Raw genomic sequence first — 26,267 nt, 5'->3', positions numbered from 1 at the left:
CCTCACGTGCCGATCAATCTTCAAGCACCACGTTGCACAAACTTCATCTTCGTCTGACAAAAGTTTCGGCGCTGCCGATCTTGAAGTCGGCGCAACGAAAAGATGAAAATGAGCGCGGGAGGAACGTTCCGGCAAACGTGGGACATTCCAAATGACGGCTGTCTTGGTGTTGGTTTCGATTTTCGCGGCGGGCTTTGGCTGCGGCTATGGTGTGAGGGCATGGCGCTCGCGGAGGCGATCGGCACGATATCGTCTTTACGCGCCCTATACCCCGGCCTCGATGGCGACCGGTCGAACCCGGCCGCCATCATCGTAGACGACGCGCGCACTCCAACTCGAAAGCCGTGGCGAAATCGAAATAACCATGTGCGGTTAGGTTAACTCGTCGCCGTGCTTGAGCGCTTCGGAAAGGCAGCCTAAGACGAGACAATTGATGACGAGCGTTTGGCCGCCTCTGTTTTTCGGAGGCGCGCAGGTGGACATATATGGCGTATCTGATTGCGTTGCTGGGCGCGACGATCTGCGTCCTCATTCTGATTGTGTTTGTTTTTGGTTTCGGCCGGCATCTGAAAGATCTTGCAGGTCCCTGGATCATGAACGAGGGTCCTTCGAATGATTGATCAACGGCACAACGCGCCGCGCAGGTATCTCGTCGACGCCCAGGGGCACCGCGTTCTGGTCGGTCTTTCGCTGGAGGAGACGGCGGAATTCGAGGCGCTGGATCTTGCGCCGACGGAGACGGTGCAAATCGCGGCCGAAACCGGCCTCGGCAAGGCATCGGGTGCGGTTGACGACGCTCGGTGGCCTCGAGCTCTATTCCAAGCACGAAGGAGCCTGGCGGGCGTGGATCGCACGAAGCCAGGCGGAGCGGCCGCAGGATTTAGGCTTTGTTAACTATGCCTGACCGAAGGTAGCGGCTTAAATCTCGAATGTGGGGATAGCCCAAATGTTTCAGCTGTTCCTGAGAGCGCGCGCACACAATCTTCTCGGCTCTCGCCGCGAGGACAAAGGGTTCAAGGCGCGCTCCGTCGAGCGTGATGCGGAGACCGACCGGGTTCGGATCGGTGCCGTCCTGGCGGCGATCGAAACCGCATTGCAGGAGGCGGAGCGGGAGCAGGCCGGCCTCAACCGGCGCGTCGATGACGCACTTGCACGTGCATCCGTCACCTTCGGCAACGGCACCGACGAATATCTCGAGCGGGAGGCGCTCGACAATCATCACCAGGATCTTTTTGCGGCCGACATCTCCAACGGCCAGCGCCGGCTCAAGGAGTTGGCGAGCAGCATTGCGCACCTGAAGTTCGTCAAGACCGCAATGCTGACGCGCTTCCCGGATTTCAAGCCGCCGCAGCTCAACAGCTGACAGCAATTCGCCGCCGCTTTGCCGTTTGGCGCTTCGTTCCTTATTGCTATGATCCGGCAAACGTTCACGGTTCGAAGGAGCAACGACGTGCCGGTCAGAAATATGCGAAGGTTGATTGGATTGGCATGCGTGCTGACACTGGCTGCGCCGGCGACGGCGTCGGCCATTACCGCCGAAGTGGCGCGCGCATGCGATGCGGCGGTGGCCAAGGCCTTTCCGCCCAGGCAGATCGGCAACCCGGCGGCCGGAAGCACCAAGGGCACGGGCAAGGATCAGCGCGAATATTTCCAGAAATGCGTCGCCAACAACGGCAAGGTCGACGACGCTCCGGCGGAGACGTCCAAGGACGGCAAGCCGGCCAAATAGGACATCGAGGCTCGGCTAGCGACGTGGCGGCGGACAGGGCGAGTAGAACGCGCCGTTCGCCGCATTGATGCGTTCGACGCATTGATTGGGATCGGTGACCGTTCCGGCCACCGTGAAGTCGTAGCCCATGCCCTTGATCACCACGACGTAGCGCCCGGGAGCGAGCGTGAAGCCGTCCTGTTCCGGTTGCAGCAACAGCATTCTCGGCTGGTCGTCGACCGGGCCCACCTTGTAGGGGTAGGACATGCTGCGGATGACCCAGGAATCTCCCGCGCTGACCATGGAGGCTTTCCCGCTGGCATCGACGCCCATGGCTCGCGAGACTTTCGCGACGACCCGAACTTCGGTCCCGGTTGCATCGACACCACCATCGGGCCTGAACACGATGAACCTGACGTCGCCGTCCATCAACGTGGTCGCGCTCGGCGTGGTGATGGCCGCCGAGATCGCGACGCGGCGGTCCGGAATCTTGCCCGGCACCGACTTGAGCTCATGGAGCTGGCCCTCGCTCAAGGCGTAGACTCCGAACGTCGTCGGCAGAGGCATCGAGGGTTGTGCCGCCTGCGCCGGCTCTTTCGCGCTATCCGGCGTCCGTTCGACCGCCTCGCCGAGGGCGGCAGGCGGGCTGGGGCTCGGTTGCGATGCCGGACTGTTCGCTGCCCGCTCGGGCGGCGGCGCCATCTGCGACAATGCGGTCAGTTGCGACCGCAGCCGGGGCCAATAGACAGCCACGGTCGCGCCTGCGCCAATGAGCAGCAGGATGACAGCCAATCGAACCAGAAAGGTGAAGGCGCTGCCGCGCTTGGGTGGATCGGGCGATTGCGGCGGTGCCACGGGACGGCGCGGTGCTCCCGTCTCCTGCGCGGTCGGCGTCGCAGCGGAAGCGGATGGCGACGGAACTGAGGGGGGAGCGGGGGTCGGGATCGGCGGGGGCACCGGGACGGCGGTTGCCGCCACACCATTCTGTGGCTCCGAGGCGGCGCTGCGCGCGAAGGAACGTTCCACCTCCCTGATGGCGCGTTCGAGCACCTGCAGAAGCTCGCGGGATTCCCGCGCGTCGGCGTGGGTGAATTGCTCGAGCAGCTTGACGCGTGCCAGCTCATAGACGATCTCCCGCATCTGCTGGGGATCGTCGGAGACGGCGCGGATGCGGCTCGACAGGAGACGGATAAAGCCGGCCTTGATCTGTTGCGTCGAGGCGGCGCTGGCCGCAGTTTCGCCGGAGTCGGTCATCAAGGGCGACCAAGTAGCCCGGATGAGGCCATTTCGCTAGGCTTTTCCGCCTCGAGACGCCACGACCGAGGCAGCCCTCCCGCTGATTGCCGGGTCTGCCGGCGCCCCGCTCGGTCGTTCGAAGGTGCTTGCTTTTAGAGGAAAACCTGTGACATTTCGCGGAGCTCCTCATTCCGGTGTTCGATCATGCGCGGCGTTCTAGCAGTCTTCACGGCTTTGACATTCCTGGCTTCGCCTGCCGTTGCGCAAGGGATCAAGGATCAGGCCAACACCACGAGCTCCAGCATCATCACGACGCCCACGAAGAAGGCGCAGACCAATCAGGCGGCGTCGCGGCCGACCGCCGTTCGAAACCTGTCAGGCAGCCTGCCCGCTGGAAAGTCGGCACAGGGCGTCTGGCGCGACGGCAAGCTGGTCGCCGTTCCCCGCTGAGGCGGCCCAACGGAACCGTGAAGGAACGGTGATCGCCTCCCTGACGTTCTTGCTCGGGAGATAATTCATGAAACCACCAATTCTGATCGCCATCGCGTTGCTCATGCCCGCCGCTGCCTGGGCCCAGGGCGTCAACGATCCTTCGACGCCCAACCGCAGCGTGACCATCGTCAATCCGTCGCAGCCGGCGCCACCCAACGCGACGCGGAACATCCCGAGCCGGATCGAGCCCCCGTGACGACGCGGGGACACGCGCGGCCCTATTACGGGAACAGAACCCGTGGCAGCGGGTCGAGCCACCGCTAACCATCGTTCACCGGGCGGCGACCTCTTTGGTTAGCTATTGCGTTTGGTTAGCTATTGCGGGTTGACCTCGACCTCCAAGGTCGAGGTCCCCGCGTCATGTCGGTTCTTGCCCGAGATCAGCAGCGTGAACTTGTCAGTGCCGCGCGTCTGGCTCTCGGCCGAATAGCGGAAGCCGGAGCCGACGACGGCCAATTGGCCGCGGGACGGTCCGCTCACGACCGAGACGTTGAAGATCTGCATGTAGGACCAACGCAGGCCCTGGATGCACTCCGCGCCAGGCGCGATCGACATCGTCCATCTCACCGTATCATGCGACAAGGCAAACGGTGTTCGCTCCTTGATGCAGAGCGGGCTGGCGTGAGCCGCGAGGCCTGACATTGCGGACGCGGCAACGCCCAACAGCAGCGATGATCTTGCACGCATGCTCGGCAACTCCAGAGGGGAAACCGGAAGCTAGCAGCAATGAGCTAATGAGGTCTTAGAACGAGCCTTTGTTCCCTTCCGGTCTTGTGGCGCGGATCTCGGATAGCAGTACATCCGTCGGTCGTACTCGGAACGATGCGATACTGCTGCTGTTTTGCCCGACCGAGCAATCCGTATTTCGGAAGATTCGTAAGTCATTGATTTGGCTGGGGCCGGCTACTGTGCATGGGGTTGTTTTTCAACTTTTGAAGGGGCGGGGGTCTGAAGCACCCAAGGGCCGATGCAGCCGACTGCGAACCGGCTTCTTGCAATTGGGAACCTCATGAGCTGAAGTTGCAGCGGCCTCGGACTGCTGTGGCCCAACCCTTGGAGTCATCGGAGTGCAATCCACTCGCCGCAGTTCCTTGTCAGGTCGCCGGATACCGGGGGATGCACCGGTCAAGGTGCTGTTGGCTGCCGCGGTCGGACTGGCCGTGTCTGTTGCCGGTCCGCCCTCATGTCTCGCCCAGAGCGAACCCGAGCCCTCGCTCAGCGACTATCTTCCGCCGAGCGAGCCGGAAGTCTCGCGCGATGAATGGCGGCAGAGGATCGAGGAGGCGCGGCGCCGCGCCAAGGAGGTCTCGCGCGAGCGGCGCGAGCATCCCGAGCTGTACAAGCCGATCCCGGAGGATCCGGACCTCGTCGCGACCGAACGTCTGCTCCGCGACGACAGCCTGCAGCGAGGCGACATCGTCACGACCAAGAAGGGCATGTTCGTCTACCAGGGACGATCCGATCAACCGCGCCGCGACCAGGACTTCGTGCCGGTCGCACCGAAATCGGTGCGCTGAGCTAGTAGCGCCGCAAGATCTCGTTGAACTTGGGGTCGGTCACTTTCGTGGTTTCGAGCAGCAGCGACTTGCCCTGCGGCGTAGCCTGCACGTAGGCCGCGACCAGCAGCGGCTCGTAACGAGAGCGATTGGCGAGCGCCGCGCGGATGTCGGATTGCGCCAGCAGCCTGATCTCCTCGTCGCTCGCCGCGGCGCCCGAGGTCACGGTCCGGACGCGAGAGATCGCCACGTCGAGCAGCACCGATCCGGTCAGATAGGACATCTTCACCGCAGGCGTTGCCGCTTGGCCGGCCTGGGCCTGCAGCGTGCCGAGCGTGAGCCAGAGCGCCGGCCTGATCGGCGAGACCTTCAAGGCTGCGACGACGGCGGCTTGCGCGGCTTCGTTCTCGCTTGCCCTTCCGGGCGCATCGGCCGAAGGACGATGAAGAACGTCAGCGGCCCTGGCCGCCGCGTAATTCGCGAGCAGGTCTCCATCCAGCGAAACAGATGCCAGAACACCGCCGGCCGCCAGCTTGGCCTTCTCGGGCGGGATCTGGCCCGAGAACAAATCGCTCGCGCGAAAATTCGGTCGGGCGAGATCGCCGTAGAACGCCATGCCAGCATGAAGCGCCAGCAGGCTCGCGGTGCAAATGCCGAGGACGCGAAGCAGGATCATACGGCTCATGGAAATCGACGAGGCCTGTGCGGGCGAAGCAAACACGGGATTGAAAGGAACGCAGCGATCCTAAATTGCCATCAGACTATCGCCCTGGATCGTCAGCAGCGTCAAGTTTCCGGTCGCGTAAGCGCCGGTGTCGATGTTGATGCGGTTCGGGCGAATGTCGGGCACGCTGACCGGCGTATGACCGTGGACGACGTATTTGCCGAAACGCTCTTCGGAGGCCAAAAATTCCTCGCGGATCCAGAGCAGGTCCTCGTCCTTCTGACGCTCGAGCGCGATGCCGGGCTTGACGCCGGCGTGCACGAAGAAGAAGTCGCCGCAGGTAAAGGACGATGGCAATTGCTGCAGGAAGGCGAGGTGCTCGGGCGGCAGCGCGCGCCTCAGTCCTTCGATCAGCTCGACCTGTTGCTCCGCCGACGGGTTCATGGTCGGCGTGATGCCGTAGGAGACCAGCGTCAGGAGGCCGCCATAATGGCGCCACTCCTGCAGGCGGGCCGGGTCCTTGAGCACCTCGAGCATGAAGACCTCGTGGTTGCCCTTCAGGCAGACCGTCTCATGCGACTTCGAGCGCGCGATCAACAGATCGAGCACGGCGCGCGAGTCCGGGCCGCGGTCGACATAGTCGCCGAGGAAGACCTGAATGGCCCGCTCGGGCGCGGAACGGGCCAGATCGGCGTCGATGACGGTTAACAGCGATTGAAGCAGGTCGGCGCGGCCGTGCACGTCGCCGATCGCATAGACGCGGACGCCCTCGGGAAGCCGCGGCTTGGTCTTCTTTCGAAAGCGTGAGGAAAGGCCCATCAGGTCGGTCGAATCGCATCCAGCGTCACGAGCGGAAGTCGCGACCGCTCTTAGCAGAACAAGTCACACATCGGTATTCTTAATTGTTTCCGACCAACTCGCCCGCATTTTGATTAAAGGATCGCGCGGCCTTTGAGGCGTATTTCAAGAGGTCTCGCGTAGCGTCTCCCCAACAAGAACGGGGAGCGCGGCATGCGCAAAGTTGTAAAGTTCCTGGCGGCGATGGCCGCCATCGTGGTTGCTGCGGGGGTGCAGCAGCGCGCCGAAGCCGCTTTCGTCGGTGCGCCCTTGGGGCTGCGCGGTGCCATCCAGTACATCAAGTTCGACCAGCCGACGCTGGCGCCGATGGCCTTCACGCTGTTTTGCCTGAAGTACAAGGACGAGTGCAGGCCGCGGCCGCAGCAGATCGTGTTCAGGGGCGGCCGGCTGAAGCTCACGGCCGAGCGGCTGGCGCAGATGCAGGATGTCAACCGGCAGGTCAATACCGCCATCCGTCCCGAGGCCAATCTGGAAGGGCTGCGCGGCGAGAAATGGCTGCTGCATCCGGCAAGCGGCGATTGCAACGACTACGCCGTGACAAAACGCCACGAATTGATCGCCAAGGGCTTTCCCGCCCGCGCGGTGCTGCTCAGCGAGGTCGTGACCACCTGGGGCGAGCATCATCTCGTCGTCGTGGTGCGGACCTTCTCGGGCGATCTCGTGCTGGACAATCTCTCCGGGCACATCCTGCCGTGGTCGAAGAAGCCCTATCGCTGGGTCCGCATCCAGTCGCCCAAGAACCCGAACTACTGGGCCTCGCTCGGCGACCGCTCGGTCTGATCAGCCGCGTGATCCGGACTGGCTGACGCTCTGGGACAGACCCAGTCCCACGATCACCGAAAGACACAGGATTGCTGCGGGCCGCAGCAATCCTGGGCCGGCGAAGCCCTGAACCAGCGCAAAGAGCAGACAGGCCGCGGCGGACGCAGGGAAAAACGAGTCGCGTCCGCGCTGCAAAGCGCCGACAACCAGGCGCACCAGAGCGAGCAGGCTCGCCGCGATCAGGGCCGCCAGACCGAGCCATCCCATCTCCGCAAAGATAGCCATCGCTGCCGACGGCGCCGTCAAGATCGCTCCAGCGTCGCTTTGATAGATCCTCCCCACCGCGGCAAAGGTCCCTGCGCCCGCGCCGAACCAGCGCGTGTCGGCCAACATCCGCTCGAGGGCGGCCCTCGTTTCGGCGCCCATCTCCGGCACCAGCCGCAGCAGGACCGGTCCGGAGCTCTTCTCGAACAGGAAGGTCAGGACGATCGCTGCTCCAATCAGAGCTGCCAGCGACAGCGCGCCCGCGGCCAACGGCGAAAGGTCGAGCCTGCGGATGACGAGGATCAGCAGGATCAGTGCGATGCCGAAGCTTGCGGCCACCGCGCTGTTCGGGCCTGAGAGGCCGAAGATCGCAAGCGCGCTGATCAGGGCGCCGACAAGGCCCAGCAGACCAAGCACGATCGAGCGAAGCAGCGAATGATGCGTTTCGGCCCGCTCCGCGGCCAGCTGCATGACCGCCAGGTTCAGGACGAGGCCGAAGCCGGCCAGGGTTGTTGCAAGCTCGGAAGCTGCGGCGGCCTGTGCGCCTGCTGGTGACAGCCGATGCAGATCCAGGGTCAGGGCGGAGACTGCGGCGATGCCAGCGAGGACGAAGAGGACCAGTTCGGCCCGGCCGCGGTCACGCACCACCAGGATGGTCACGCCGAGCGCCGAGATCGCCGCAACCGCCAGGAGCAGCGCGCTGACGGTCAGGCCGATATCGGCGGTGATCGGGCCGAGTGACAGGCCACCTAGGACGTCATGAGCGCTCGCCCAGATCGGATGTGCCAAGCTCAGCGGAAGCGGGACGAGTTGAGCCGCGATGCACAGCGGCATGGCAATCAGGATCCAGCGGCCCCAGGAGGTCGCGCGAACGTAGTGCTCGTAGTCGGCTTTTCGCGCGCTTAGCGTGGCTGCCAGCAAGCTCAGTGCGGCGGCCATCGTCCCGAGCTGTGCACCGAACTTGGCGCCGGCGATTTCGAGAGCGGAAGCGGAAACGATGCAAACGATGAGGGCAAAATAAGCGAGGGACAAACGGCGCGCTCGATGCGGAATCCTGAAACTGTCAGGTCACCATACAAGCCGTCGATTGGTTTTCAAACAGAGGTATGCCTCGGTCCAGCATTTAAACCTTGGACCGTTTGCGCGCTCGTTGCAGCGTTGACGGCGCGATCGGCTTCAGCGGCTGGCTTTGACCGGGCGACCGAAGACGCGGGCGGCCCGTGCGGCGGCAAGGCCGAAGCGAGCGCCTGATCCAAAGAGGTAGCCGGCCTGGAGGGCGATCGCTGCGAACATTACGCCTTTCAGGCTGTCGAGCACGGTGACATCGAGCATCAAGCCGGCCGGGATTGCGGCGAGCAGCATGACAAAGGTCAACGGCAGCAGCACCAAAACGCGAAAGCGTTGGCCCAGCACGGCACCTACCAGAAAGCTGAAGATCAAAAGCGCGGTCATCCGAAACACTCCGTGCTTCGGACCCTAGGTTCCCCACCCTAAAAAGACCCTTAAGGTGTATGGCTAAATTTGGCCTATTGGCCGCAATTTGCCAGCAGCGAATGATAGGCCTCGCGCAAGCCGTTCAGGGCCACCAGGCCCTTGATCTCGCTGTCGCTTTCTTTGACCACGATGGACAGCGAGGCCGTCGTCTGCCACTTGCCGGCGGCAAAGGCCGAGACCTCGTCGGGCAGCAGCACCGCGGCGCCCGCGGCGGCCATGCTGGCCTCAACGGTCAAGGTGCCGCCGCCGCTCGCGGCGATGGTGACCTTGGGGTGGCTTCGGGGCGGGAAGGGCCGGATCAAGGCCACCAGCACGTCGATCTTGCCCTTGGGCGCGCAGCGCACGATCAGGCCGGCGAAGTCCGGGTCGGATTGGGTGGTGTCCGCGGTCTTCATGATGGCCGCGAAGCTTTCGCCGTCCTTGCCCCCTTGCGTGCGGCTGAACTTCCAGATGGAGGCGGGGGAAGCCACCTCGACTACGGGGGCGCTCAGGCACGAGGATCGCGCGCAGGGACCGGCCGGGTCCAGGAAATGGTCGGCGGGGCCGTCTGTGGCGCCAAGAAGCGATCCTGCCAAAACAAGGAACAGAAGGAGTCCAGGCACGGGGTTTCCTGCTCTTAGCGAACTCAGAAAATAGCAGAGGGCGGCGCGGCCAAGAAGCCTCGCTCTCGACACACCGATGGCGATTTGCCCTCGAACGGAGCACACCAAATACAATAAATGGTCACAATGGGTTAAACCAAGCCCCAAAACGTGTCCCACGCGCAACAGTAGCCCACGGATCGCTCCGTTAACCAGCGGGAACCCTTGTCGCACCTCCCCCCAAGCCGTACCAATCTACGTCAATTGGGGACTCTCGGGCGCGATTCATGCATTCATTTGCCAAGACCTATGTGTTGAAGCCTGCGTTGCTGGCGGCCGCTTTGGCGCTCGGGGCATGCTCGACCAATCCCGGCTCGGGACCGCTTACCGACGACGTCAACAACAAGATCCAGACGGAAAACGCGCCGGCCTATGAGCTGGTGCCGCTCAATCCGGCTACGGTGAAGATCCTGCATACCCATGAGCCGAAGGGGCTCGCCGGCGTGTTCACCGATCGCCGTCCGCCCGCTAGCATCGTGTTCGGTATCGGCGACGTCGTCAGCGTCACCATCTTCGAAGCTGCTGCAGGCGGTCTGTTCATCCCGGCGGAAGCCGGCGTCCGCCCCGGTAATTATGTGACGATCCCGGATCAGTCGGTCGACAATGACGGCTTCATCACGGTGCCCTATGCCGGCCAAATCAAGGCTGCGGGCCTGACGGCGGTTCAAATTCAGCGCGCGATCGTGGAGAAGATCGGCAACCGCGCGATCGAGCCGCAGGCCGTGGTGTCGATGTCCTCGCAGCGCACCCAGCTCATCAGCGTGCTCGGCGAAGTCAATTCGCCGGCGCGTTATCCCGCGAGCGCGGCGGGTGCCAAGGACCGCGTGCTCGATGCCATCACCCGCGCCGGCGGCATCAAGGGCCAGGGCTTCGAGACCTGGGTCATGCTGGAGCGCGGCGGCAAGCGGGCCACCGTGCCGTTCGAGAATCTCGTGATGGCGCCCGAGAACAACGTCTATGTTCGCCCGGACGACAGCATCTACGTCTATCGGGAGCAGCAGAAGTTTCTGGCGTTCGGCGCCAGCGGCCAGAGCGGCGAGTTCAACTTCGATGCCTGGCGCATCAACCTCGGCGAAGCCGTGGGCAAGGCCGGTGGTCTGCTCGATGGTCAGGCCGATCCCGCTGCCGTGTATCTCTATCGCCGCGAGCCGCGCGAGGTTGCCGCCCAGCTCGGCATCGACGTGAGCAAGTACACCTCGGAGACGATCCCGGTCATCTTCGCGGTCAATTTCCGCGATCCGGGTGGCTTCTTCCTGGCCACCAAGGTCATGATGAAGAATCAGGACATCATCTACGTCTCGAACTCGCGCAACGTCGAAGTTGCCAAGTTCCTGAACTACTTGCGGGTGATCATGGCGACCGGCAGCGATGCCGTGAACCTCTCCAACGACGCCCTGATCTTCCGCAACAACGTCAAGCTGGCCCCGTAAGACGCCGACTTGATCGACCAGAGGCTATGGCACCGGGGCTTTGTCCCGGTGCCGTTTTCGTTGGTTCTTTATCTATTCTCCTCATGAGGCAGCTGCAGATTCTCGCGGTGGCTTGTCGCGAGTTCATCGCTCGGTTCGCCCCCTTATGTCCCTTCCAGGGCCAACGCGACGGTCTTTTCGGAGGGAGACGTTCGTTGTGGGCTTCCGGACAGGACTCTTGCGTCCCCAATTGCCGGCTGAGGAATTGATGGATAAATTCCGTCAAGCGCGCCAATCGCAGGCTGTCTGTATGGTGCAACCCACCGGGGAGCGAGGGAGGCGCAATCCCTTCTATTGTTCGCCTGTCAGGTTATCGGCGCTGTCAACGAATTCGGAACGCGCCATCGCCTCCCGCCAGACCGCTGAGGTCGTTTTCGGAGAGGGGATACGCCGTTAGCAATAACCCCGATCAGCTCTTTGCGCTGCGTTGACACCCGATTGATCATGGACAGAATGGAGGTCATTCGACCTGAAGGTCAGGTCGCAACCATTTTGCTGAATACATATTTGCGATGGACAGAGCATGAACATAGCGGTCACCGCGCGCGAGATCATTCGCCACGTTCTCTTCATCACCAACGTGTACTCCGCTCTAAACTTGCTGAGGCGCTGGAGAGGACAATCGATGGCTCATTTGCATGCCGAGAAGATTTCAGATCGCTTCGATGCGATTTACAACTCGGGAGTCTGGCAGCATGGGGACGAGCAAACGCCGCTCTCCGGACATGGGTCGACCGTATCCGGGACCAGGGCCCTTCGCAGTCGCTTACCCGTCCTGCTGAACAAACTTGGGGGAAAAACTCTCATCGATATCGGGTGCGGCGATTTTTCTTGGATGCAGCACGTTCGCATCGATCAGGCCTATGTCGGCATCGATGTGGTGGCATCCGTCATCGCAACGAACAAGAAGGAGTATGCGAGCCCTAGCAGGACTTTTCTCGTAGCGGATGCAATCGAAGACCCGCTTCCGGACGGCGACATTGTGATCTGTCGGGAGCTTCTCTTTCACCTCTCGTTCGAGCATATACGGAAGCTCTTGGGAAACGTGCTATCGAAGCCGAGATCGTACTTAATGCTGACGACAGACAGAGCCACAAGCTTCAATTCGAATATCCCTACAGGGGACTATCGACTGCTCAATCTTGAGGCGTGGCCGTTCAACTTTCCGCCTCCGATCCACGAGATAGACGACGCATCTGGATATTTGCAGCGCACCACGGCCGTTTGGAGCGCGGAGCAGTTGCGCGACAAGGTTTGAGTGGCGTGCAGGCACTCTCCCAGTCAGACGCGATGTCATTGTTCTGAGGGGCCTCCTATGCATCGTCGGCGTCGATGGCTTGTCTGTACGCTCATGGCGATGGCGATCGTCTTTGGGATAAGCAATAGGGCCGCTCTAGGACAGACAACACCGGGCGTTCGCCATCGGATCGACGCCGTGGTGTCGGCCGAGCCCGATGCCCCAATACTAGAGCACCTGCGCGGAAGAAAAGGGTCATTATCGTTCACGGTCAGGTTGTCGGCGAACTCAAGAGAGAGCAGGTTTTACGGTCTTCTAGACTACGCGTTTTCGGGAGTTTTGGTGCCTCGGGTCGGAGTGGTACTCCTAAAGCAGACAAAGATCTGGGAGGAGGAGAAGTGCCATCAGCGCCGAGGGCTGCCGAAGGCCACCGTCACTCAGCTTGCCGGCAGCTTCGGCGAGGGTGAGGAGAAAATCGAGATATCCGCTATGAGGCGTCACATTGGAGTTTTGTTGTCGCAAGACGAGCTTACGCCTGGAATCAAGCTTGACGCCGCGGGGCAGGACGGCACCGTGATATTTTCTCTCCGAGCGCAATCTCGAAAGAGCCACTTTAACGTTGATCTACAGATTCATCAAATCGATTGTTATTTGTAATGGCTCATTCGGAAAAAGTGATGCGCTTCCATCCGATCGACATGCGCTGGTCATTCGGTTCCTTTGCCGCCGTCATTTTGCTTGCCGTTATCGTCAGTGCGCCATTTCCTTTCGGCTCGACCAATGACCTCTCGATCTCGTTTTGGTGCGTCTGTCTTGGAGTTGCACTCATGCTGGCCCCCGCGCAGGACCTGCGCGGCCCACATTTCTGGATAATCGGAGGGGTTGCAGCAATCGCAGCCGCCTACGGTTTGGTGTTGCACGAGCAACTCTCCGACCGCCCATTTTTCGCGCCATACCACCCGATCTGGAAACAAGCTTCGGATCTGCTGGGCGTGTCCATCGTTCCGTCGGCATCGATCGAGAAAAATCGGCCTTTCTTCGCGTTGGGCGCATCCCTTGCGAACATGCTTTCCATTCTACTTGAATAGTCATCGGCGCCAACCGCTCATGGGCGCGGCGGATCGTGTGGGCAATCGCGATCTCGGGCAGCATTTACGCGCTCTATGGTGTGCTATCGTTCCTGATCGATCCGACCATGATCTTGTGGCGGGACAAGAGCGCTTATCTCAGCAGCGTCACCGGCACCTTCATCAATCGCAATACCGCGGCTGCCTATTTTGGCTCTTGTGCAGTCATCTGGACCATCTTGGTCTTGATTGACGTCCGCCGGCACATACCCGGACGGCGTTTCCGGTGGAGCAATCTGTCCCACGACCTGGCGAAAATTCCTCAGGGGCCGATGGCGCTCAAATTCAGCGCGCTGCTGATCTGCGTCATGGCGATGTTCATGACCGGATCACGGGCTGGCGTGGCTGTTTCGCTCCTTTCCATGATCCTCGTCTTTGTCGTTCTCCTGCGGAAGGACCTGCCGCGTACAGGCATCTGGATTGCCTTGGCCGCCGGTGTCGTGCTGGCGATTTTTCTCCTGGAATTGCTCGGCGGCCGTGTCGCCAGCCGCTTCGAAACTCAGGGGCTGACTGACGGTGGCCGATGGGAGGGGTGGAGATCGTCACTGCTTATTATCGCAGACAATTCGTGGTTTGGCAGCGGCATTGGGACCTTCCAGTCGGCCTTTCCGGCGTTTCGCAGTCCCGATATCTCTGTTCGCGGTACCTGGAATGCCGCCCATTCGACTCCGTTGGAGATCGCTCTGGAATCGGGGATTCCGATGGCGCTGCTGCTAGCCGCAGGTTGGGCCATCGCGCTTGTGGTGCTTGCGGGTGGTGTTTTCGACCGTAAGCGTGATGCCTTCATTCCGTTGGCGGCTATTGGCGTTGCCTTGCTTGCTCTGCTCCACTCCTGCCTTGATTTCACGCTGCAAATACCTGGCTATACCATCCCCTACTTTGCACTTATGGGAGCCGGCCTGGCTCAATCCTTCCATTCTGGAGAAGGGCGAGACGAGCCGGAATTCTCGCCGATGATAAAGCGCCAACGCGGGGGCACTCAGATATCAGCCAAAACCGTCCTGTTTTGAAAAGGTTAACCCCTTAACTATTATTTTGGAATTGGTGGACACGGCTTGCGCTTTGAATTAGTTTCTCTTCGCTTTTAGTTCCGGCCATTAAGCCAAGCCAATTCTCGAGGAAGTTATGAGCTTTATCAGGGTTACGGTTCGGGTCGCTGTAGCGATCGGGGTGGTTGGTTTTGTGTGCAGCGCGGCCAATGCGGCCGTTTATCCACCCAGTCGGCAGCTGCAGGCCCAGGTTATCTCGGAATTCAAGGGTGCCCCCTACTCGCTGTTGCAGCAGTATCCCAGCGGGGGTCCGCAGCTGATATCGCGCGTGCGCGATCTTGGGGCTTCAGATCCAACGACCGTCCCCGGGCTGATTGAGTTGTTGAAGAATCCAGCTACCTCGAAAGACCAGATGCGCGCGATTGTAGCGGGACTCGCTCAGGTGGCCCGGATGGCAGCCCAAACCGATCAAGCATTTGCCAATGAAATCCAGACGGCAATTGCGGGGACGAACAATCCGGACGTGATTGCCGCTTACCAGGCGGCAACAGGCGACGTTGCAATTGCTGCGGCAGGCGGCGGTGCGGGCGGCGGCGGCACTGGTAGCGGTGGGCCGACGACAGGCCAAGGTCTAGTCGTCGGCGGTGCTGGCTCCGGTGTCCAGAATTTCGGTGGATTGCACTACGCCAACAGCGCGACGACGTATACGGGCTCAGTCACTCCTTCGACTGCCTATCAAGCTGTCAGCCCGACTCAATAGCATTTCAGGTTTCCGGCGGCATAATCTTACGGAAAATATACCAAGGCAGCGTCTCATGCGCTGCCTTTTGGTCATATGCTAACGCTCTCGCGGCATCCTCGCTATGATGCGCGTGGTGAGTCATCGATCGTTGATGCTTCGAAGCTGTGTCTGAGTGTACAAGCATGAGGACACGACGCCCCGCGTTTGTCCGCCAAGTGATCGGCATTGATTGATTTCAGGGAATTACCGGATGTTGCAGCTGAATAAGTCCGCCTCGGAGATCAATCGCGGATTCCCCGAGACGCCGGGCTCACCGTTTCAGTCGTTGACTCTCCATTTGGATATCGTCCGGCATCAATTTCCGACAATCGTCGTGATCATGTCCGCGTGCGTGATTTTGGCGCTTCTTTATCTATTCACCGAGGCTCCACAGTTTACCTCGACCGCTTCAATCGTCATCGACACCCGCAAAGTTCAGCTCTTCCAGCAGCAATCGATGCTCGGAGATATGGCTCCTGATTCCGCGTCGGTGGAAACGCAGGTCGAGATCCTCAAGTCCGAAAATATAAGCCTGTCGGTCATTCGTGACCTGCATTTAACGGAGGACCCGGAGTTCCTTGGTGGCGGCGGTAGTTTGATTGGCGCCATCGGCAATTTCTTCTCAGATCTGTTTTCCAACGGCAGCGTTGTTTCAGAGTTCAGATTGCAGCGCAAAGCTCTACAGCGCTTCGAGAGTAATCGTACCATCAAGCGCCTCGGTCTCACATACGTCATGGAGATCGGCTTCACGTCGCGGGATCCAGCGAAAGCGGCGCAGATCGCCAATGCGATCGCTGATGCCTACATTGTCGACCAGCTGGAAGCCAAGTATCAGTCGACGCGACGCGCTAGCGTTTGGCTGCAGGATCGCATCAAGGAATTGCGTGCTCAAGCTTCTGCAGCACAGAAAGCTGTAGTGGACTTCAAGACGGCCAACAACATCGTCGATACCGGCGGCCGCTTGATGAATGAGCAGCAGCTCGCCGAAGTGAACAGCCAGCTGGTTGGGGCGCATGCCTCCACGGCTGAGGCAAGGGCGCGGCTTGATCGTATCAACGATATCTTGAAACGCGAAATCCCGGATGCGGCAGTCGCAGACGCACTCAAGAACGAAACTATTGTCAAGCTGCGAGGACAGTACGTGGACATGGCGGCCAAGGAGGCTATCTGGGCGGCGAAGTATGGCCACGATCATCTGGCGGCAGTTAATCTGCGTCGCCAGATGGACGAGATCAAGCGAAACATCGTCGACGAGCTCAAACGCATCCAGGAGTCCTACAAGAGCGACTATGACATCGCCCTTACGCGCGAGGAAAGTATCAAGACCAGTCTCGCCACCGTAGTTTCCAGATCCCAGCTCACCAACCAAGCGCAGGTCCGGCTGCGCGAACTCGACAGCAATGCGCAGTCATATCAAGCGATGTACGACAATTTTCTGCAGCGATATATGGAGTCTGTCCAACAGCAATCTTTTCCGATCAGCGAGGCGCGCGTAATCAGCGCGGCGACTACTCCCCTAGTCAAGAGCTACCCTAAAACGCTGATCGTGCTCGGTGCTGCGTTGTTGGGCGGCCTCCTGTTGAGCTTTGGTCTGGCGGTCGTCCGTGAATTGATGGATCGAGTCTTCCGAACGACACAGCAGGTCGAGGAGGTGCTCGGCACGAGCTGCATAGCGCTGTTGCCGACGCTGAACGTGACACCCAAAAAAGACGCCGATATTGGCCTATTGCGCTACGTCGTCGACCATCCGTTATCGAGATTTTCGGAGGCGATACGCTCGACGAAAGTGGCGATCGATCTGAATTCCATCGTGCGACAAAACCGCGTGATAGCGATTACATCGACGTTGCCGAACGAGGGCAAGAGCACATTGTCGTCCAATGTCGCGCAGCTAATGGCCCATGGCGGCGGGCGCGTTCTGCTGATGGATTGCGATCTCCGCAACCCGTCGCTTTCTCGCGCTCTTGTTCCGGACGCTCAAACTGGCCTGGTCGAGGTCCTGGCGCAGAAGGTGGAGGCCCATGAAGCATTCACGATCGATCCGCAGACGGGGCTGTCGATTCTATCGGCCGGCGCGACCTCTAAGCTCCTGCACACCAACGAGATCCTGGCCTCGAAGAGAATGCATAGCCTGATCGCGGAGCTGCGGGAAAAGTTCGATTACATCGTGCTCGATATGCCACCCATGGCGCCCGTCGTCGACGTGCGGGTGACGTCACCCTTCGTCGATTCCTATATATTTGTCATCGAGTGGGGCAGGACTCTGATGGATGTGGTCAGCCACAACCTGCGTGGCTCGCCGGAAATTCAAGACAAGCTACTTGGAGTGGTTCTCAACAAAGCCGACACGAAACGATTAGCTCGATACGAATCGTATCATGGTCGTCATTATTACCAGAAGAACTATGCCCGTTACGGCTATGCCGAATAGCCTCGACGACCTCTGGCGAAAATGTTGCCGCGGCGCGCTATTTTCGACAGGTCTTGCTGGAGTTCTTTGGTCGCTAATCGCCACGCCATCGTTCTGGGCGGAGGCGCAGGTAAGTTCGGTCGCAACGCGGATATTGGTTGGTGAGCAGTTCAAACAAGGCGTGCTGGACCCAATAGCATTGCGTATCAATGCCCGCTCGCAATCGGCGCCTCAGTATCCAGATTTGGTGCGAGCCCGGGCGCTGATCGCCGTGCGATTTGCGGAGGAGGCATTGCAGTCGAGGAGATCCCAAGATCCTGACCAAAAATTGGCGGACGCGGAGGGCAAGCTGAAGTCATCCCTGATGCTGAATCCGGCCGACGCCTTCCTTTGGTTGATGCTGTATTGGGTAACGAACGAGCGCAGCGGTTTCGAAGCGGCAAATATTCGATATCTTGAACAATCGTATGCGGCCGGACCATATGAAGGATGGATCGCGCTCCGCCGCAACAAATTGGCGCTCGCGATATTTCCCTCGCTCGCCGGAGAGCTGCAGCAAAAGGTCATTGCCGAGTTCGCCGGCATGGTCGAGAGCGAATTCACCGAAGATGCGGCACGTAACCTGATGGGAATCGGATGGCCTCAGAAGGACAGATTGTTGGCGAGTCTCGCGCGCGTCAACATCGTCGCGCGCGAATCTTTCGCAAAACGGCTGGCGCAGGATGGTGTGAGGGTTGCTGTTCCAGGAGTCAATTTGCCCGAAAGGATGTGGCGGTGATGGATCGATTCCTTGCTCGGCTTATCCATCGGATCTGTGTGGCTCTTGTCTTGGTGTCGATTCAGCTCTTCTCGGCGGCTCATGCGCAAGCAACCAAACCGGGATTTACCATGCAAGGATCTGCCGACACCTCGGACTCTCCGGTAATCCGTGACGCCGCCAATCGTCCCTGTCTCAATGTTGAGGCTGCTGCTAAAGGACATAATTCGAACGGCGAACTGATGGATCATATCGTGAGCGTCAAGAATAACTGCTCTCGGATGATCAGGATCAAGATCTGCTATTACCGCAGCGATCACTGCAAGGAAGCGACCGTTTACGGCTACCAAAGGGTCGATACAATTCTCGGAATGATGAAAATGTCGACCTTCCGCTATTCACTCTCTCAGAAATGAGAGACGGGCCGTTGCGGATAGTTGAAGACATGTTCTGCATGTGAGTGGCAATTTGGAGCCGACGCTAGCGGTCGGTGCCTTCACGAGTCCCGTCCCCGACTTCGTCTTTCAGAAGACGATGGAGTTCGCTAGCTATCTTCTTGATCTCGAAATGCTCTAGAAAGCACTCGCGCGCCCGCCTCTGCATACGCTGTTTATCATCCTGCGGGAGAACAAGGAATTTCTCAATCATTCTGACGGTGCCTTCAAGGTTGTCGTCCTCCACGAGGCCGGCACCTTGGCTTTCGATTACGCGCCAAATGTTCACCTTGTTCGAGATCAATACGGGCCTCGAGCAGGCCAGTGCCTCCGCGACGACGACGCCGAAGTTTTCGCTGTGCGAGGGCAAGATGAAGGCTTCGGCCGATCGAAATGCTCCCCATTTGATGTCTCCGGTTAGCATTCCCGGCCAGTGAATTCTGTTCGCGACTCCCGCATGAGCAGCTTCCTCCAGAAGCGGCTTTTTCAATCCGGATTGATTGGGGCCGGCAATGACGAGATCAATGTCTGAGAAGCGGTCCGCGACCGCTGCAAAGGCGCGTATCAGGATATCGCATCCCTTCTTCTCGTGGATACGACTGAGGAAGAGGAGATAACGCCGATTGCCCAACGCTGGGATGGCAGATCGGAAGCTCATTTCCTGGATATCACGTTGCGGCGGTGGGTCAGCCGTGCCATATCCGACCACCGCTTCTCGGTACTTGTGGCCCCAATACGTGGTCCGCGCCAAATTCCGCTCGTCTTCTGTCGTGAAGAGCACGGCTCTCGCATTGGCCAGAAGCCTCCCCTCGATGAAAAGCCAGGAAATCTGCTTCAGGACATGCTTTGATCGGAAGTTCACGCGAAACCAAGGATCCAACATCCCATGGGTGTATACGAAGTACGGCACGTGCGATGAAGGAAGCGCCAAAGATGCGGCCAATCCTGTGAAGTTCCAGAGCCCGTTGACGACCACGCAGTCATAGTTGGATGCGTTTTGCCTCAGCCACCTGAGGAATTGATAGCTCACGCCGTAACGCTTTAGAAAACGGCGCCATCCTTCTCCGATTTGGTAAGTCCCGAGAGGATAGATCTTGATTGGAAAATTCACGAGAAAATCCGATTCCGGGAATCAAGAGAAGCAATTTCCATGCTGCCGGGCATAGCGTCGTTCTGACGTAGGAGTCCTTCGATGGGGCCCCCAGACTCGGGGGATGCTGTGGCGATCAGATGAAGGATTTTCAAGCCGGTGTCCTTGTTCGGGAGGCACTAACTTCAATAATGTCGGAATGTATCTGCTCAAAGCTCAGCGGGAACGCATTCAACCATGCGAGCTACATTACAGTCCGCGTTGTTCGAGCGAACAGCTTGGCTTTCTCGGGTATTGATCGCTGATGGACGGCGGGATTGCCGCCGATCAGCGAATAGGATTCACGGGAGACGTGCGTAACCACGGAGCCTGACGCAACCACGCAGCGGTCCGGCAGGTGAACGCCCTGTAAAATTATCGCGCCCGAGCCGACCATCGTATACGCACCGATCGTAATCGGAGAGCATGTCTGCTTGCACGACATTGGATTGACGCCGTGCGTGATCAGTTGACTACGATAGCCGGCGATCGCTGAAAATTGGCATAGCTCAACCCGGTCTGTGCAGTCGATATAATGCTGATGCGTCAGCAGGGTAGCATCGCCCATGATGAGTTCAGAACGCCGGTTGCTCCTGCTTCGGAAGAATGGCGAGTTGAGGCGGTGCGATAATCCGGCAATCCAGTTGAAATTTCCGATGAACGCATCCTCACCAAGGTACAATCTGTCGAGCCGGCCGATATAATTGAAATGACCGACGTGAGCTCTTGAGGAGAGGATGCATTCATCCGCGAAGATGAGCGACAGCCCGATGTGGGCGTCCCGATGAATGGAAAAGCCCCTAAGCATGTTCAAAATCAACCGGCGGATTTTCCACGGCAGAAAAAGGCAAATCGCTTGAATAAAGACCCTTAGCATGTCCCATCCCTGCCACTCTAAGCGCAATCGCGAAAGATGCCACCTTGGCCCACAATAGCCAAGGATGAGCGTCGTTTGCTCCATTTGAGTTCTTAAGGTTATTTCTTCCTGGGTAGAGAAGATTTGGCCTCTAGTGATATCTCGGCAAAGCACGTCCAATCCGGGAGGATGGCTCTTCAGCCATCCGCGCGCCGGGTTGAGAGCTGGTGCAGTGTTCCGGCAAACTAACATGCCTTTTTCTGGATGAACGCCATCAAGACGGTCTTGAAGGGCGGCGGCGTCAAATATTGTGCGGCCCGAAATGCACGGAAGATGGTGCGGCTGTTCGCATGATAGGCCGGCTCAGGATCCCAGCCATAGACGAAGTGATCGAAACGCTCAGGAGGAAAGTACCTTCGTAGCGCATTGCGCGTGTTGAGGCGATAAAGGGCCGGAAAGACGTCTTGGTCCTGACGCTCCGGCTGTGCTGACCTAAGGACTGCCCGGCTAATTGCTTCCGGAATCAAACGATTGGCCAACGCTATATATCCGTACCTGTTGGGCGTTCGGGCGCAAATCCAGCCTCCCGGCTTCAGCAGCCTGTCGAGTTCACTGCTGCTCTTCGCGGGATCCGGCAAATGCTCGAATGTGCAGTCTGATATGATGATGTCAGCGAAATTCGACGGCAGCGGCGCGCGTCCATCGGCGTCAAGAAGCAGGGCCTCATCGAGCGAGGGATTTACGAAAACGGCGCTGTCGACGTCCAAGCCTACGACCTTCGCGACGCGTCCTTTGAAATTACACAGATTGCGTCGATAGTCAGACGCGGTCTCAAGATGGCCCACGCCGCGACCAGCACCAAAGTCAATCATAGTTGTCGTTGCCGTTACGAGGGCATTGACCCTTTGATAAAAGGCAACGGTCCCGTCAATTCTTGAAAACCCGCCAGCCGACACCTCCGGGAAAAAGTATGAGTCGATTCTGGAGTTCATCTGAGCCAATCTTGAAAGAGATGGTGTTAACCTGGCCGTTGAGAATGTGAGGATCGCTAGACCGGCTTTCGCCCGGAGGAGCCGGCGTGATAGAGCAAATCTTGGTAAGCCGACGTTTCCCGGATCTCAAAAGCACTCTCGAGCGAGATGACGGTCCTGCTTTCGCGGTTGAGATGAAAACTCACTCTTCCCGGGACTAGCGGAGTTCTAAAGGACGTAATCCCAGCCTTCGCCTTGAGGCTGTTCGCTGCCTTTTCCGTCATGATCGTGATCTCGCCTGGTTCTGTCAAAAACGCAAGGAGCTCAATGTCGTTCTGAGGGGGATCCGTGAAGCCGTTCACAAGACCGGTCGAGAACCGGAAAGGTTGGGCTGTACCAGTCTTGGGTGCGTCGGTCGATTCGATTCGATGGAAATAGTAAAGAACGTCCTTGGTAATGGCAGGCATCGCGCCCGACTTGAACCACGCAATATAGAATGCTGCGAGGTCATAGAATGCATACTGTATGCTTGTAGACGGTCGAATTTCGGATCCTTCGGAGTAGTCGTTCCACGTGCATATGTTGACCGAGTCAGCATCGACCTCCATCGCGGCTTCCCACGACGCCCGAAACAACTCGCTGTTGCGGGATTCTGAGTACCAGCGATTATGAGACCGAAAGTCCTGTGGCCAAACTATCGAGGCCCAGGTCTTGCCGGCTTGCTTCATTTGCTTTGCAACCCGTTTTAGTATCTTGAGGTCGCTTAACTTGTCCGCACCCCACATGGAGGCGCCCCCGATCAGATCAAGAAATTCGGGAGCCTTACGGACGTCCAGGAAGGTCGGCGAAAAGACCGTCTCTTCCCCCCCTCAGACAATTTCTTCAGCGTCGCCCTCCATCGATCCACGTTCCACTGTTCGGGAGAAAAGGCGCCCAACATGAGGCGATGATCGTGATGACGTTCGACGTGAGGGCTTCGTGCAAGCTCTAGTATGGTCTTGACGATCGAATCAATTGGCGTTTTCGCAAGGAGAAGCGCGTCAATGGAAAGGGCGATCTTGAAGTCTTTCGGTCCAGCCTTCGCCGCCTCGAGCATGTTTCGCAAGTGTATCATATACGGGGATTGGTCTTCTACGCCTCCCATATTGAATTGAAAGCCGTCGAGGCCTATGTCGCGCGCCAGATTGATCTCATCAAGCATGTCTAGTACCGCCCAATTTGCCTCCGGGCGTGGAGGACGAGGCAACGGCCTTTCGCGAATGAAGCCCCCTTCTGCGCGGAGCTTGCCTTGAGATCCATCCGGCGACAGATAGTCAGCGTAAACGTCGGTCTCTCGTGGTTGATTGTCAAAGGACGTCGGGAACCAGTGCCAATGAGCGTAGACTTTCCGGTAGCGCTGGGGGGCGACAACCGCCTTCGCCGCGTTAAGGTTAAACGCGGCTCCTGTCATCATGATGGCCAATGACAGCATCTCGCGACGATTCACCTCGATGAATCGTGGCGCAAATCCAAATTTTTGTTTCGAAGAAACCAATGTTTTAAGCAACACGCAGTCGGGCAAGAATACTTATGCAATTGTCAATATCTCAGATAGTTTTCAAGCGCAAGGCGAGTACTCTCCGGCAGGAATGAAGCGCGAACGGTAGGATATGAAGCTGCTCACAAATATCAGAGGTCCGCTACAATCGTACGCGACATTCGACCGAGGCTTCGACTATTTCGTCGTTGGCTCCGCCGCGATCTATTTGTTCTTGTCTTTCGCCCAGGCTTGGGGGAATCCGCGCGCATCGCTCGTTGCGGCCATCATTCTCGCGATGAATGGGGTTGGCGCCGTGGTCGGTCTGCGAATAGCCCTCGCCAAATCCTATCCTCTGTTCGTCGTCTTCTTCATTTTTTCCTTTCTGTTCCTCTCCGTTGCACCCCTTCAGCAAATCGGAAATGACTTTGATGCAATCTTCTACAATCTCGAACTGCTAACCCTCGCAAGCTTCTTGTGCGCATTCATGACCGCAGCAGGGCTCTGCTTCATCCTGTATCGGTCCTTTCGGCGCTTCGAGGCTTGCCCAAACGGTTTCATGGATAGGAGCTTGGCTGCCGAACAGAATCCGAACTACGCTCTGCTGGCGGCTCTATCCGCTGTCATCTCTCTTGGATTGATTGCCTATCTCGGCCCTTCATTGTTTGCCGCAAATCGGGAGGCGTTCGCGTCGGGAAGCGCCGATTCGAGCAAAATGAGCACCATTCTGATCAGTTCGTTTTTTCGTCCGTTCAGCCTGGTGGCTCCTGTAATTGGCTGCAGTGTTGCTCTCGCCCGCAAGAATGCGGGTTGGGTAACATGTTTTGGAATTCTGGTATTGTTGGGCATTCTCATCAACAATCCACTCATCTCCGCTCGTTTTCGGGCGTCCGCGATCATTGTGTTCTGCGTTCTCGCAGTCGTCGGCCCGCGAAGCGTGCGGCTGTTCTTGATCACTTACTTTGCAGGCTTGTTGGCGTCCCCGATCTATGGATCCGTGTTCCGATACGCCAATGCGCCTTTGGATCAGCGGACCTTCTCTCGATTCTTTGTCCACGTGGATTTTTCGGGCCTTGATATATTCTGCTATGCGATCATGTGGGTCGAGATGAAGGGATTGGAATTTGGCTCTAATATTATGGGCGCACTCCTGTTTTTTGTGCCTCGCGGGCTTTGGGAGGGGAAGGGGAGGACAGTCGGCGAGGTGATGCATGATTACATCTTCAAATTGAAGGGATTCGGCACTGATAATGTGTCGGCGCCTCCGCCTGTCGAAGGCTATTTTAGCTTCGGCGTGCTCGGCGCGATCATCATGTCCATTGCAATCGTATTTGTCATCGATCGCGTGGAACGGAGGGGAATTCGGGCGCAAGCCTTGTCACCGTGGTACTTCATCCTTTGCCTGTCCCCAATGTTGTGCATGATCCTCCTTCGTGGACCGTTCCAAGTGGGCTGGTCTGAATGGGTCATCCACAGCGCGACCGTGATGACTTCGGCCGTTCTGCTTCTTCTTACAAGGCGGGCCAGTCATACCCGGCCAGCGAGGTCTCCTGCGACGGTTGCTACTTCAGGGGGGCATGGGACTTAGCGCGCCGTAATTCCCTTTGAAGTCACCCATGCGGCTGCGACCCCATGGGCGAGGGCAAGGGACACAAAAGCGCCCGTGATACCGAACGCTGAGCAAATCGGCAGCGCGATGACGCCCGTTATTGTCGCGGAAATTAAGCCGCCAGCTTGCATTAGACCCAAGCGGTGATTGGCCCTCAACCACATTCCAACGGTCGAGAGCGCTAGTGCGAAGCTTGTCGAGATCAATGCTACGGGGATGGCTTCTCCGAGCCCCGCGTACTTTGCACCAAAGATAAGGGTGGCTGCGTCGCGGCCAAACCAGATTGCCGCGAGGGCCAGTGGTAGCGGTGCGAGAACAATCAGGGTCAGGATGAGCAGGTGCGGTGTTTCGATCTGGCTAATCCTCGCGACGGCGATGCGCGGCGTGATGAATCCCGAGATTCCGCCAAGCAACTGAGCGAAGGGGGCGATCACGGCGAACATCAATCGATAGCTTGCTACGGCTTCAGGCGAGTCGAGGTACACGAAGATGAACGGATAGATATTGGTTGTCGCCAGGCCGAGCAGATTGTTCACTAGGAATGAATATCCAGCTCGAAAATGGGACTTCAGCGGAGTGTTCTGATGATCGGCGGTCTTGGGCGGGATGTTCTGGGTTGCGGATAGCAAAAAGATCAAATTGCCGAAGATGAAGGGGGCCGTATAGGCGAAGTGCGATTGCAGATCGAGGTATGGCAGCACCCAAGCCGATACAATCAGAACTGTCGCATAGGCCGTAGCAGCCACGGCGGATGCTCGCACGTGCCCCCGAACGTGCATAATTCGCCGAATGAATTGAACCGGGCCGGCAAAGCTGAAGAACAGGCAGGCCAGAGCCGCAACTGTGGGTGGTTGCGCTTCGGGAGTGCGGCTGTTCAAGACGAGTGCGCAACCTGCGCCCAACGCCAGACAGCAGAAAAGCACATTGATCACCCACAGGCGCCGCAACAATGCTTGTTGATTGTTATGCCCGCTAATTCCAGTTGCGATAATTGGATCGCAAATGAGCGCGTGATGAGCGCCAATGAGAATGAGATAGCAAGTATATCCGAGGCTCAGCTCGGCGAATTCGGCAAGCGGTAGCCGGCGCGCCACTACGGCCAGGTAAAAGAAATTGGAGAAGCTGAAGATGACCTGCTCGCAACCCAGAACGAAATATTTGATGAGATAGGCTTTCATCTTGCTGAAGTTGGATTGCTGCTGAGGACGGCAGGTCCTTCGAACTGTGGTGCGCGTGATTGCACAACGTTATAAGGTGATGCGGGGCCCCAGGCTATTTGCGTGAGGGTCGACGCGAGCTTGCTTGAGGATAGAGTTAACCGCTCGGCTTCTCGATTGGAGTGAGCGATTTCTAGGATCGGCCTGCCC

Annotated in this window: 30 protein-coding genes; 17 read left to right on the top strand and 13 right to left on the bottom strand. The window is 58.7% G+C overall.

Features of this window, described 5'->3' with window-relative positions; all coding sequences use genetic code 11:
- Positions 1–485 precede the first annotated feature (485 nt).
- The 3 genes from ACETMP_RS16250 (at position 486) to ACETMP_RS16240 (ending at position 1,729) form a co-directional block, all read left to right on the top strand.
- Positions 486–620 carry a hypothetical protein gene (locus tag ACETMP_RS16250; protein ID WP_283805919.1) on the top strand — a complete coding sequence of 45 codons (135 nt, stop codon included), beginning with the start codon at positions 486–488 and terminating at the stop codon, positions 618–620.
- 326 nt (positions 621–946) lie between these two features.
- A complete protein-coding gene (locus ACETMP_RS16245; protein ID WP_375161723.1) occupies positions 947–1,363 on the top strand; it encodes a hypothetical protein in 417 nt (138 codons plus the stop codon).
- Positions 1,364–1,492: 129 nt separating this feature from the next.
- Complete coding sequence (locus tag ACETMP_RS16240; protein ID WP_375161722.1) at positions 1,493–1,729, top strand: hypothetical protein; 237 nt, start codon at positions 1,493–1,495, stop codon at positions 1,727–1,729.
- Positions 1,730–1,744: 15 nt separating this feature from the next.
- Here the strand turns inward: ACETMP_RS16240 and ACETMP_RS16235 are convergent, their stop codons facing one another.
- Positions 1,745–2,962 carry a hypothetical protein gene (locus ACETMP_RS16235; RefSeq protein ID WP_375161721.1) on the bottom strand — a complete coding sequence of 406 codons (1,218 nt, stop codon included), beginning with the start codon at positions 2,960–2,962 and terminating at the stop codon, positions 1,745–1,747.
- Between the two features lie 186 nt (positions 2,963–3,148).
- On the opposite strand from ACETMP_RS16235, the gene ACETMP_RS16230 reads away from it, so the two are divergent.
- Both ACETMP_RS16230 and ACETMP_RS16225 read left to right on the top strand, forming a co-directional pair.
- Complete coding sequence (locus tag ACETMP_RS16230; protein WP_375161720.1) at positions 3,149–3,394, top strand: hypothetical protein; 246 nt, start codon at positions 3,149–3,151, stop codon at positions 3,392–3,394.
- Positions 3,395–3,461: 67 nt separating this feature from the next.
- Positions 3,462–3,632, top strand: coding sequence for a hypothetical protein (locus tag ACETMP_RS16225; protein ID WP_375161719.1), 171 nt, complete (start codon positions 3,462–3,464; stop codon positions 3,630–3,632).
- Between the two features lie 119 nt (positions 3,633–3,751).
- On the opposite strand, the gene ACETMP_RS16220 is transcribed toward ACETMP_RS16225, so the two are convergent.
- A complete protein-coding gene (locus tag ACETMP_RS16220; protein WP_375161718.1) occupies positions 3,752–3,991 on the bottom strand; it encodes a hypothetical protein in 240 nt (79 codons plus the stop codon).
- Positions 3,992–4,596: 605 nt separating this feature from the next.
- Here ACETMP_RS16220 and ACETMP_RS16215 point away from each other — a divergent pair.
- Entirely contained in the window at positions 4,597–4,953 is a 357-nt protein-coding gene (locus ACETMP_RS16215; protein WP_375161717.1) for a hypothetical protein, read from the top strand.
- A 1-nt stretch (position 4,954) separates the two neighbouring features.
- On the opposite strand, the gene ACETMP_RS16210 is transcribed toward ACETMP_RS16215, so the two are convergent.
- Together ACETMP_RS16210 and ACETMP_RS16205 are read right to left on the bottom strand one after the other, a co-directional pair.
- A complete protein-coding gene (locus tag ACETMP_RS16210) occupies positions 4,955–5,617 on the bottom strand; it encodes a hypothetical protein (RefSeq protein WP_375161716.1) in 663 nt (220 codons plus the stop codon).
- Between the two features lie 60 nt (positions 5,618–5,677).
- Positions 5,678–6,415, bottom strand: a complete 738-nt coding sequence (locus tag ACETMP_RS16205; RefSeq protein ID WP_375161715.1) for a metallophosphoesterase family protein — start codon at positions 6,413–6,415, stop codon at positions 5,678–5,680.
- A gap of 192 nt (positions 6,416–6,607) precedes the next feature.
- Here ACETMP_RS16205 and ACETMP_RS16200 point away from each other — a divergent pair, with 192 nt between their 5' ends.
- Positions 6,608–7,234: a transglutaminase-like cysteine peptidase gene (locus ACETMP_RS16200; protein ID WP_375161714.1), complete on the top strand. Its 627-nt coding sequence runs from the start codon at positions 6,608–6,610 to the stop codon at positions 7,232–7,234.
- On the opposite strand, the gene ACETMP_RS16195 is transcribed toward ACETMP_RS16200, so the two are convergent.
- The 3 genes from ACETMP_RS16195 to ACETMP_RS16185 all read right to left on the bottom strand — a co-directional run bounded on the left by ACETMP_RS16195 (position 7,235) and on the right by ACETMP_RS16185 (position 9,576).
- Entirely contained in the window at positions 7,235–8,512 is a 1,278-nt protein-coding gene (locus ACETMP_RS16195; RefSeq protein WP_375161713.1) for a hypothetical protein, read from the bottom strand.
- Between the two features lie 144 nt (positions 8,513–8,656).
- The gene (locus ACETMP_RS16190; RefSeq protein WP_375161712.1) at positions 8,657–8,932 is read right to left on the bottom strand and encodes a hypothetical protein; all 276 of its coding nucleotides are present in this window, start codon (positions 8,930–8,932) and stop codon (positions 8,657–8,659) included.
- Positions 8,933–9,006: 74 nt separating this feature from the next.
- The gene (locus ACETMP_RS16185) at positions 9,007–9,576 is read right to left on the bottom strand and encodes a hypothetical protein (protein ID WP_375161711.1); all 570 of its coding nucleotides are present in this window, start codon (positions 9,574–9,576) and stop codon (positions 9,007–9,009) included.
- Between the two features lie 266 nt (positions 9,577–9,842).
- On the opposite strand from ACETMP_RS16185, the gene ACETMP_RS16180 reads away from it, so the two are divergent.
- From ACETMP_RS16180 to ACETMP_RS16140, 9 genes are all read left to right on the top strand, one after another.
- Positions 9,843–11,045 carry a polysaccharide biosynthesis/export family protein gene (locus tag ACETMP_RS16180; RefSeq protein ID WP_375161710.1) on the top strand — a complete coding sequence of 401 codons (1,203 nt, stop codon included), beginning with the start codon at positions 9,843–9,845 and terminating at the stop codon, positions 11,043–11,045.
- Between the two features lie 562 nt (positions 11,046–11,607).
- Positions 11,608–12,342, top strand: a complete 735-nt coding sequence (locus tag ACETMP_RS16175; protein ID WP_375161709.1) for a class I SAM-dependent methyltransferase — start codon at positions 11,608–11,610, stop codon at positions 12,340–12,342.
- A 93-nt stretch (positions 12,343–12,435) separates the two neighbouring features.
- Complete coding sequence (locus ACETMP_RS16170) at positions 12,436–12,978, top strand: hypothetical protein (RefSeq protein ID WP_375161708.1); 543 nt, start codon at positions 12,436–12,438, stop codon at positions 12,976–12,978.
- A 20-nt stretch (positions 12,979–12,998) separates the two neighbouring features.
- Positions 12,999–13,409 carry a hypothetical protein gene (locus ACETMP_RS16165; protein ID WP_375161707.1) on the top strand — a complete coding sequence of 137 codons (411 nt, stop codon included), beginning with the start codon at positions 12,999–13,001 and terminating at the stop codon, positions 13,407–13,409.
- A 35-nt stretch (positions 13,410–13,444) separates the two neighbouring features.
- Positions 13,445–14,458, top strand: coding sequence for an O-antigen ligase family protein (locus tag ACETMP_RS16160; protein ID WP_375161706.1), 1,014 nt, complete (start codon positions 13,445–13,447; stop codon positions 14,456–14,458).
- Between the two features lie 115 nt (positions 14,459–14,573).
- Positions 14,574–15,197 (top strand): hypothetical protein, encoded by a 624-nt coding sequence (locus tag ACETMP_RS16155; RefSeq protein WP_375161705.1) that lies wholly within the window; start codon positions 14,574–14,576, stop codon positions 15,195–15,197.
- Between the two features lie 232 nt (positions 15,198–15,429).
- Positions 15,430–17,649, top strand: a complete 2,220-nt coding sequence (locus ACETMP_RS16150) for a polysaccharide biosynthesis tyrosine autokinase (RefSeq protein WP_375161704.1) — start codon at positions 15,430–15,432, stop codon at positions 17,647–17,649.
- Positions 17,597–18,406, top strand: a complete 810-nt coding sequence (locus ACETMP_RS16145) for a hypothetical protein (RefSeq protein ID WP_375161703.1) — start codon at positions 17,597–17,599, stop codon at positions 18,404–18,406. Before ACETMP_RS16150 ends, ACETMP_RS16145 begins: the two co-directional genes overlap by 53 nt.
- On the top strand, positions 18,403–18,801 hold the full coding sequence (locus ACETMP_RS16140) for a hypothetical protein (protein WP_375161702.1): 399 nt from the start codon (positions 18,403–18,405) through the stop codon (positions 18,799–18,801). The genes ACETMP_RS16145 and ACETMP_RS16140 overlap by 4 nt, the downstream gene beginning before the upstream one ends.
- Before the next feature lie 64 nt (positions 18,802–18,865).
- On the opposite strand, the gene ACETMP_RS16135 is transcribed toward ACETMP_RS16140, so the two are convergent.
- The 5 genes from ACETMP_RS16135 to ACETMP_RS16115 all read right to left on the bottom strand — a co-directional run bounded on the left by ACETMP_RS16135 (position 18,866) and on the right by ACETMP_RS16115 (position 23,336).
- Positions 18,866–19,930 carry a glycosyltransferase gene (locus ACETMP_RS16135; RefSeq protein WP_375161701.1) on the bottom strand — a complete coding sequence of 355 codons (1,065 nt, stop codon included), beginning with the start codon at positions 19,928–19,930 and terminating at the stop codon, positions 18,866–18,868.
- Positions 19,931–20,153: 223 nt separating this feature from the next.
- Positions 20,154–20,825: an acyltransferase gene (locus ACETMP_RS16130; RefSeq protein WP_375161700.1), complete on the bottom strand. Its 672-nt coding sequence runs from the start codon at positions 20,823–20,825 to the stop codon at positions 20,154–20,156.
- Between the two features lie 224 nt (positions 20,826–21,049).
- Complete coding sequence (locus ACETMP_RS16125) at positions 21,050–21,796, bottom strand: class I SAM-dependent methyltransferase (RefSeq protein ID WP_375161699.1); 747 nt, start codon at positions 21,794–21,796, stop codon at positions 21,050–21,052.
- Positions 21,797–21,852: 56 nt separating this feature from the next.
- Positions 21,853–22,560, bottom strand: a complete 708-nt coding sequence (locus ACETMP_RS16120; protein WP_375161698.1) for an endo-1,3-alpha-glucanase family glycosylhydrolase — start codon at positions 22,558–22,560, stop codon at positions 21,853–21,855.
- 14 nt (positions 22,561–22,574) lie between these two features.
- Positions 22,575–23,336, bottom strand: a complete 762-nt coding sequence (locus ACETMP_RS16115) for a hypothetical protein (protein WP_375161697.1) — start codon at positions 23,334–23,336, stop codon at positions 22,575–22,577.
- Between the two features lie 88 nt (positions 23,337–23,424).
- Here ACETMP_RS16115 and ACETMP_RS16110 point away from each other — a divergent pair, with 88 nt between their 5' ends.
- Entirely contained in the window at positions 23,425–24,879 is a 1,455-nt protein-coding gene (locus ACETMP_RS16110) for a hypothetical protein (protein WP_375161696.1), read from the top strand.
- Here ACETMP_RS16110 and ACETMP_RS16105 read toward each other — a convergent pair.
- Positions 24,876–26,078, bottom strand: coding sequence for a lipopolysaccharide biosynthesis protein (locus tag ACETMP_RS16105; protein ID WP_375161695.1), 1,203 nt, complete (start codon positions 26,076–26,078; stop codon positions 24,876–24,878). The genes ACETMP_RS16110 and ACETMP_RS16105 overlap by 4 nt on opposite strands.
- Positions 26,079–26,267: the final 189 nt, after the last annotated feature.

The organism is Bradyrhizobium dasycarpum (genome assembly GCF_042019905.1).
Lineage (GTDB): Bacteria > Pseudomonadota > Alphaproteobacteria > Rhizobiales > Xanthobacteraceae > Bradyrhizobium > Bradyrhizobium japonicum_B.
Note: the sequence above shows the minus strand (reverse complement) of the source record. Positions and strands in the feature narration are given on the sequence as shown.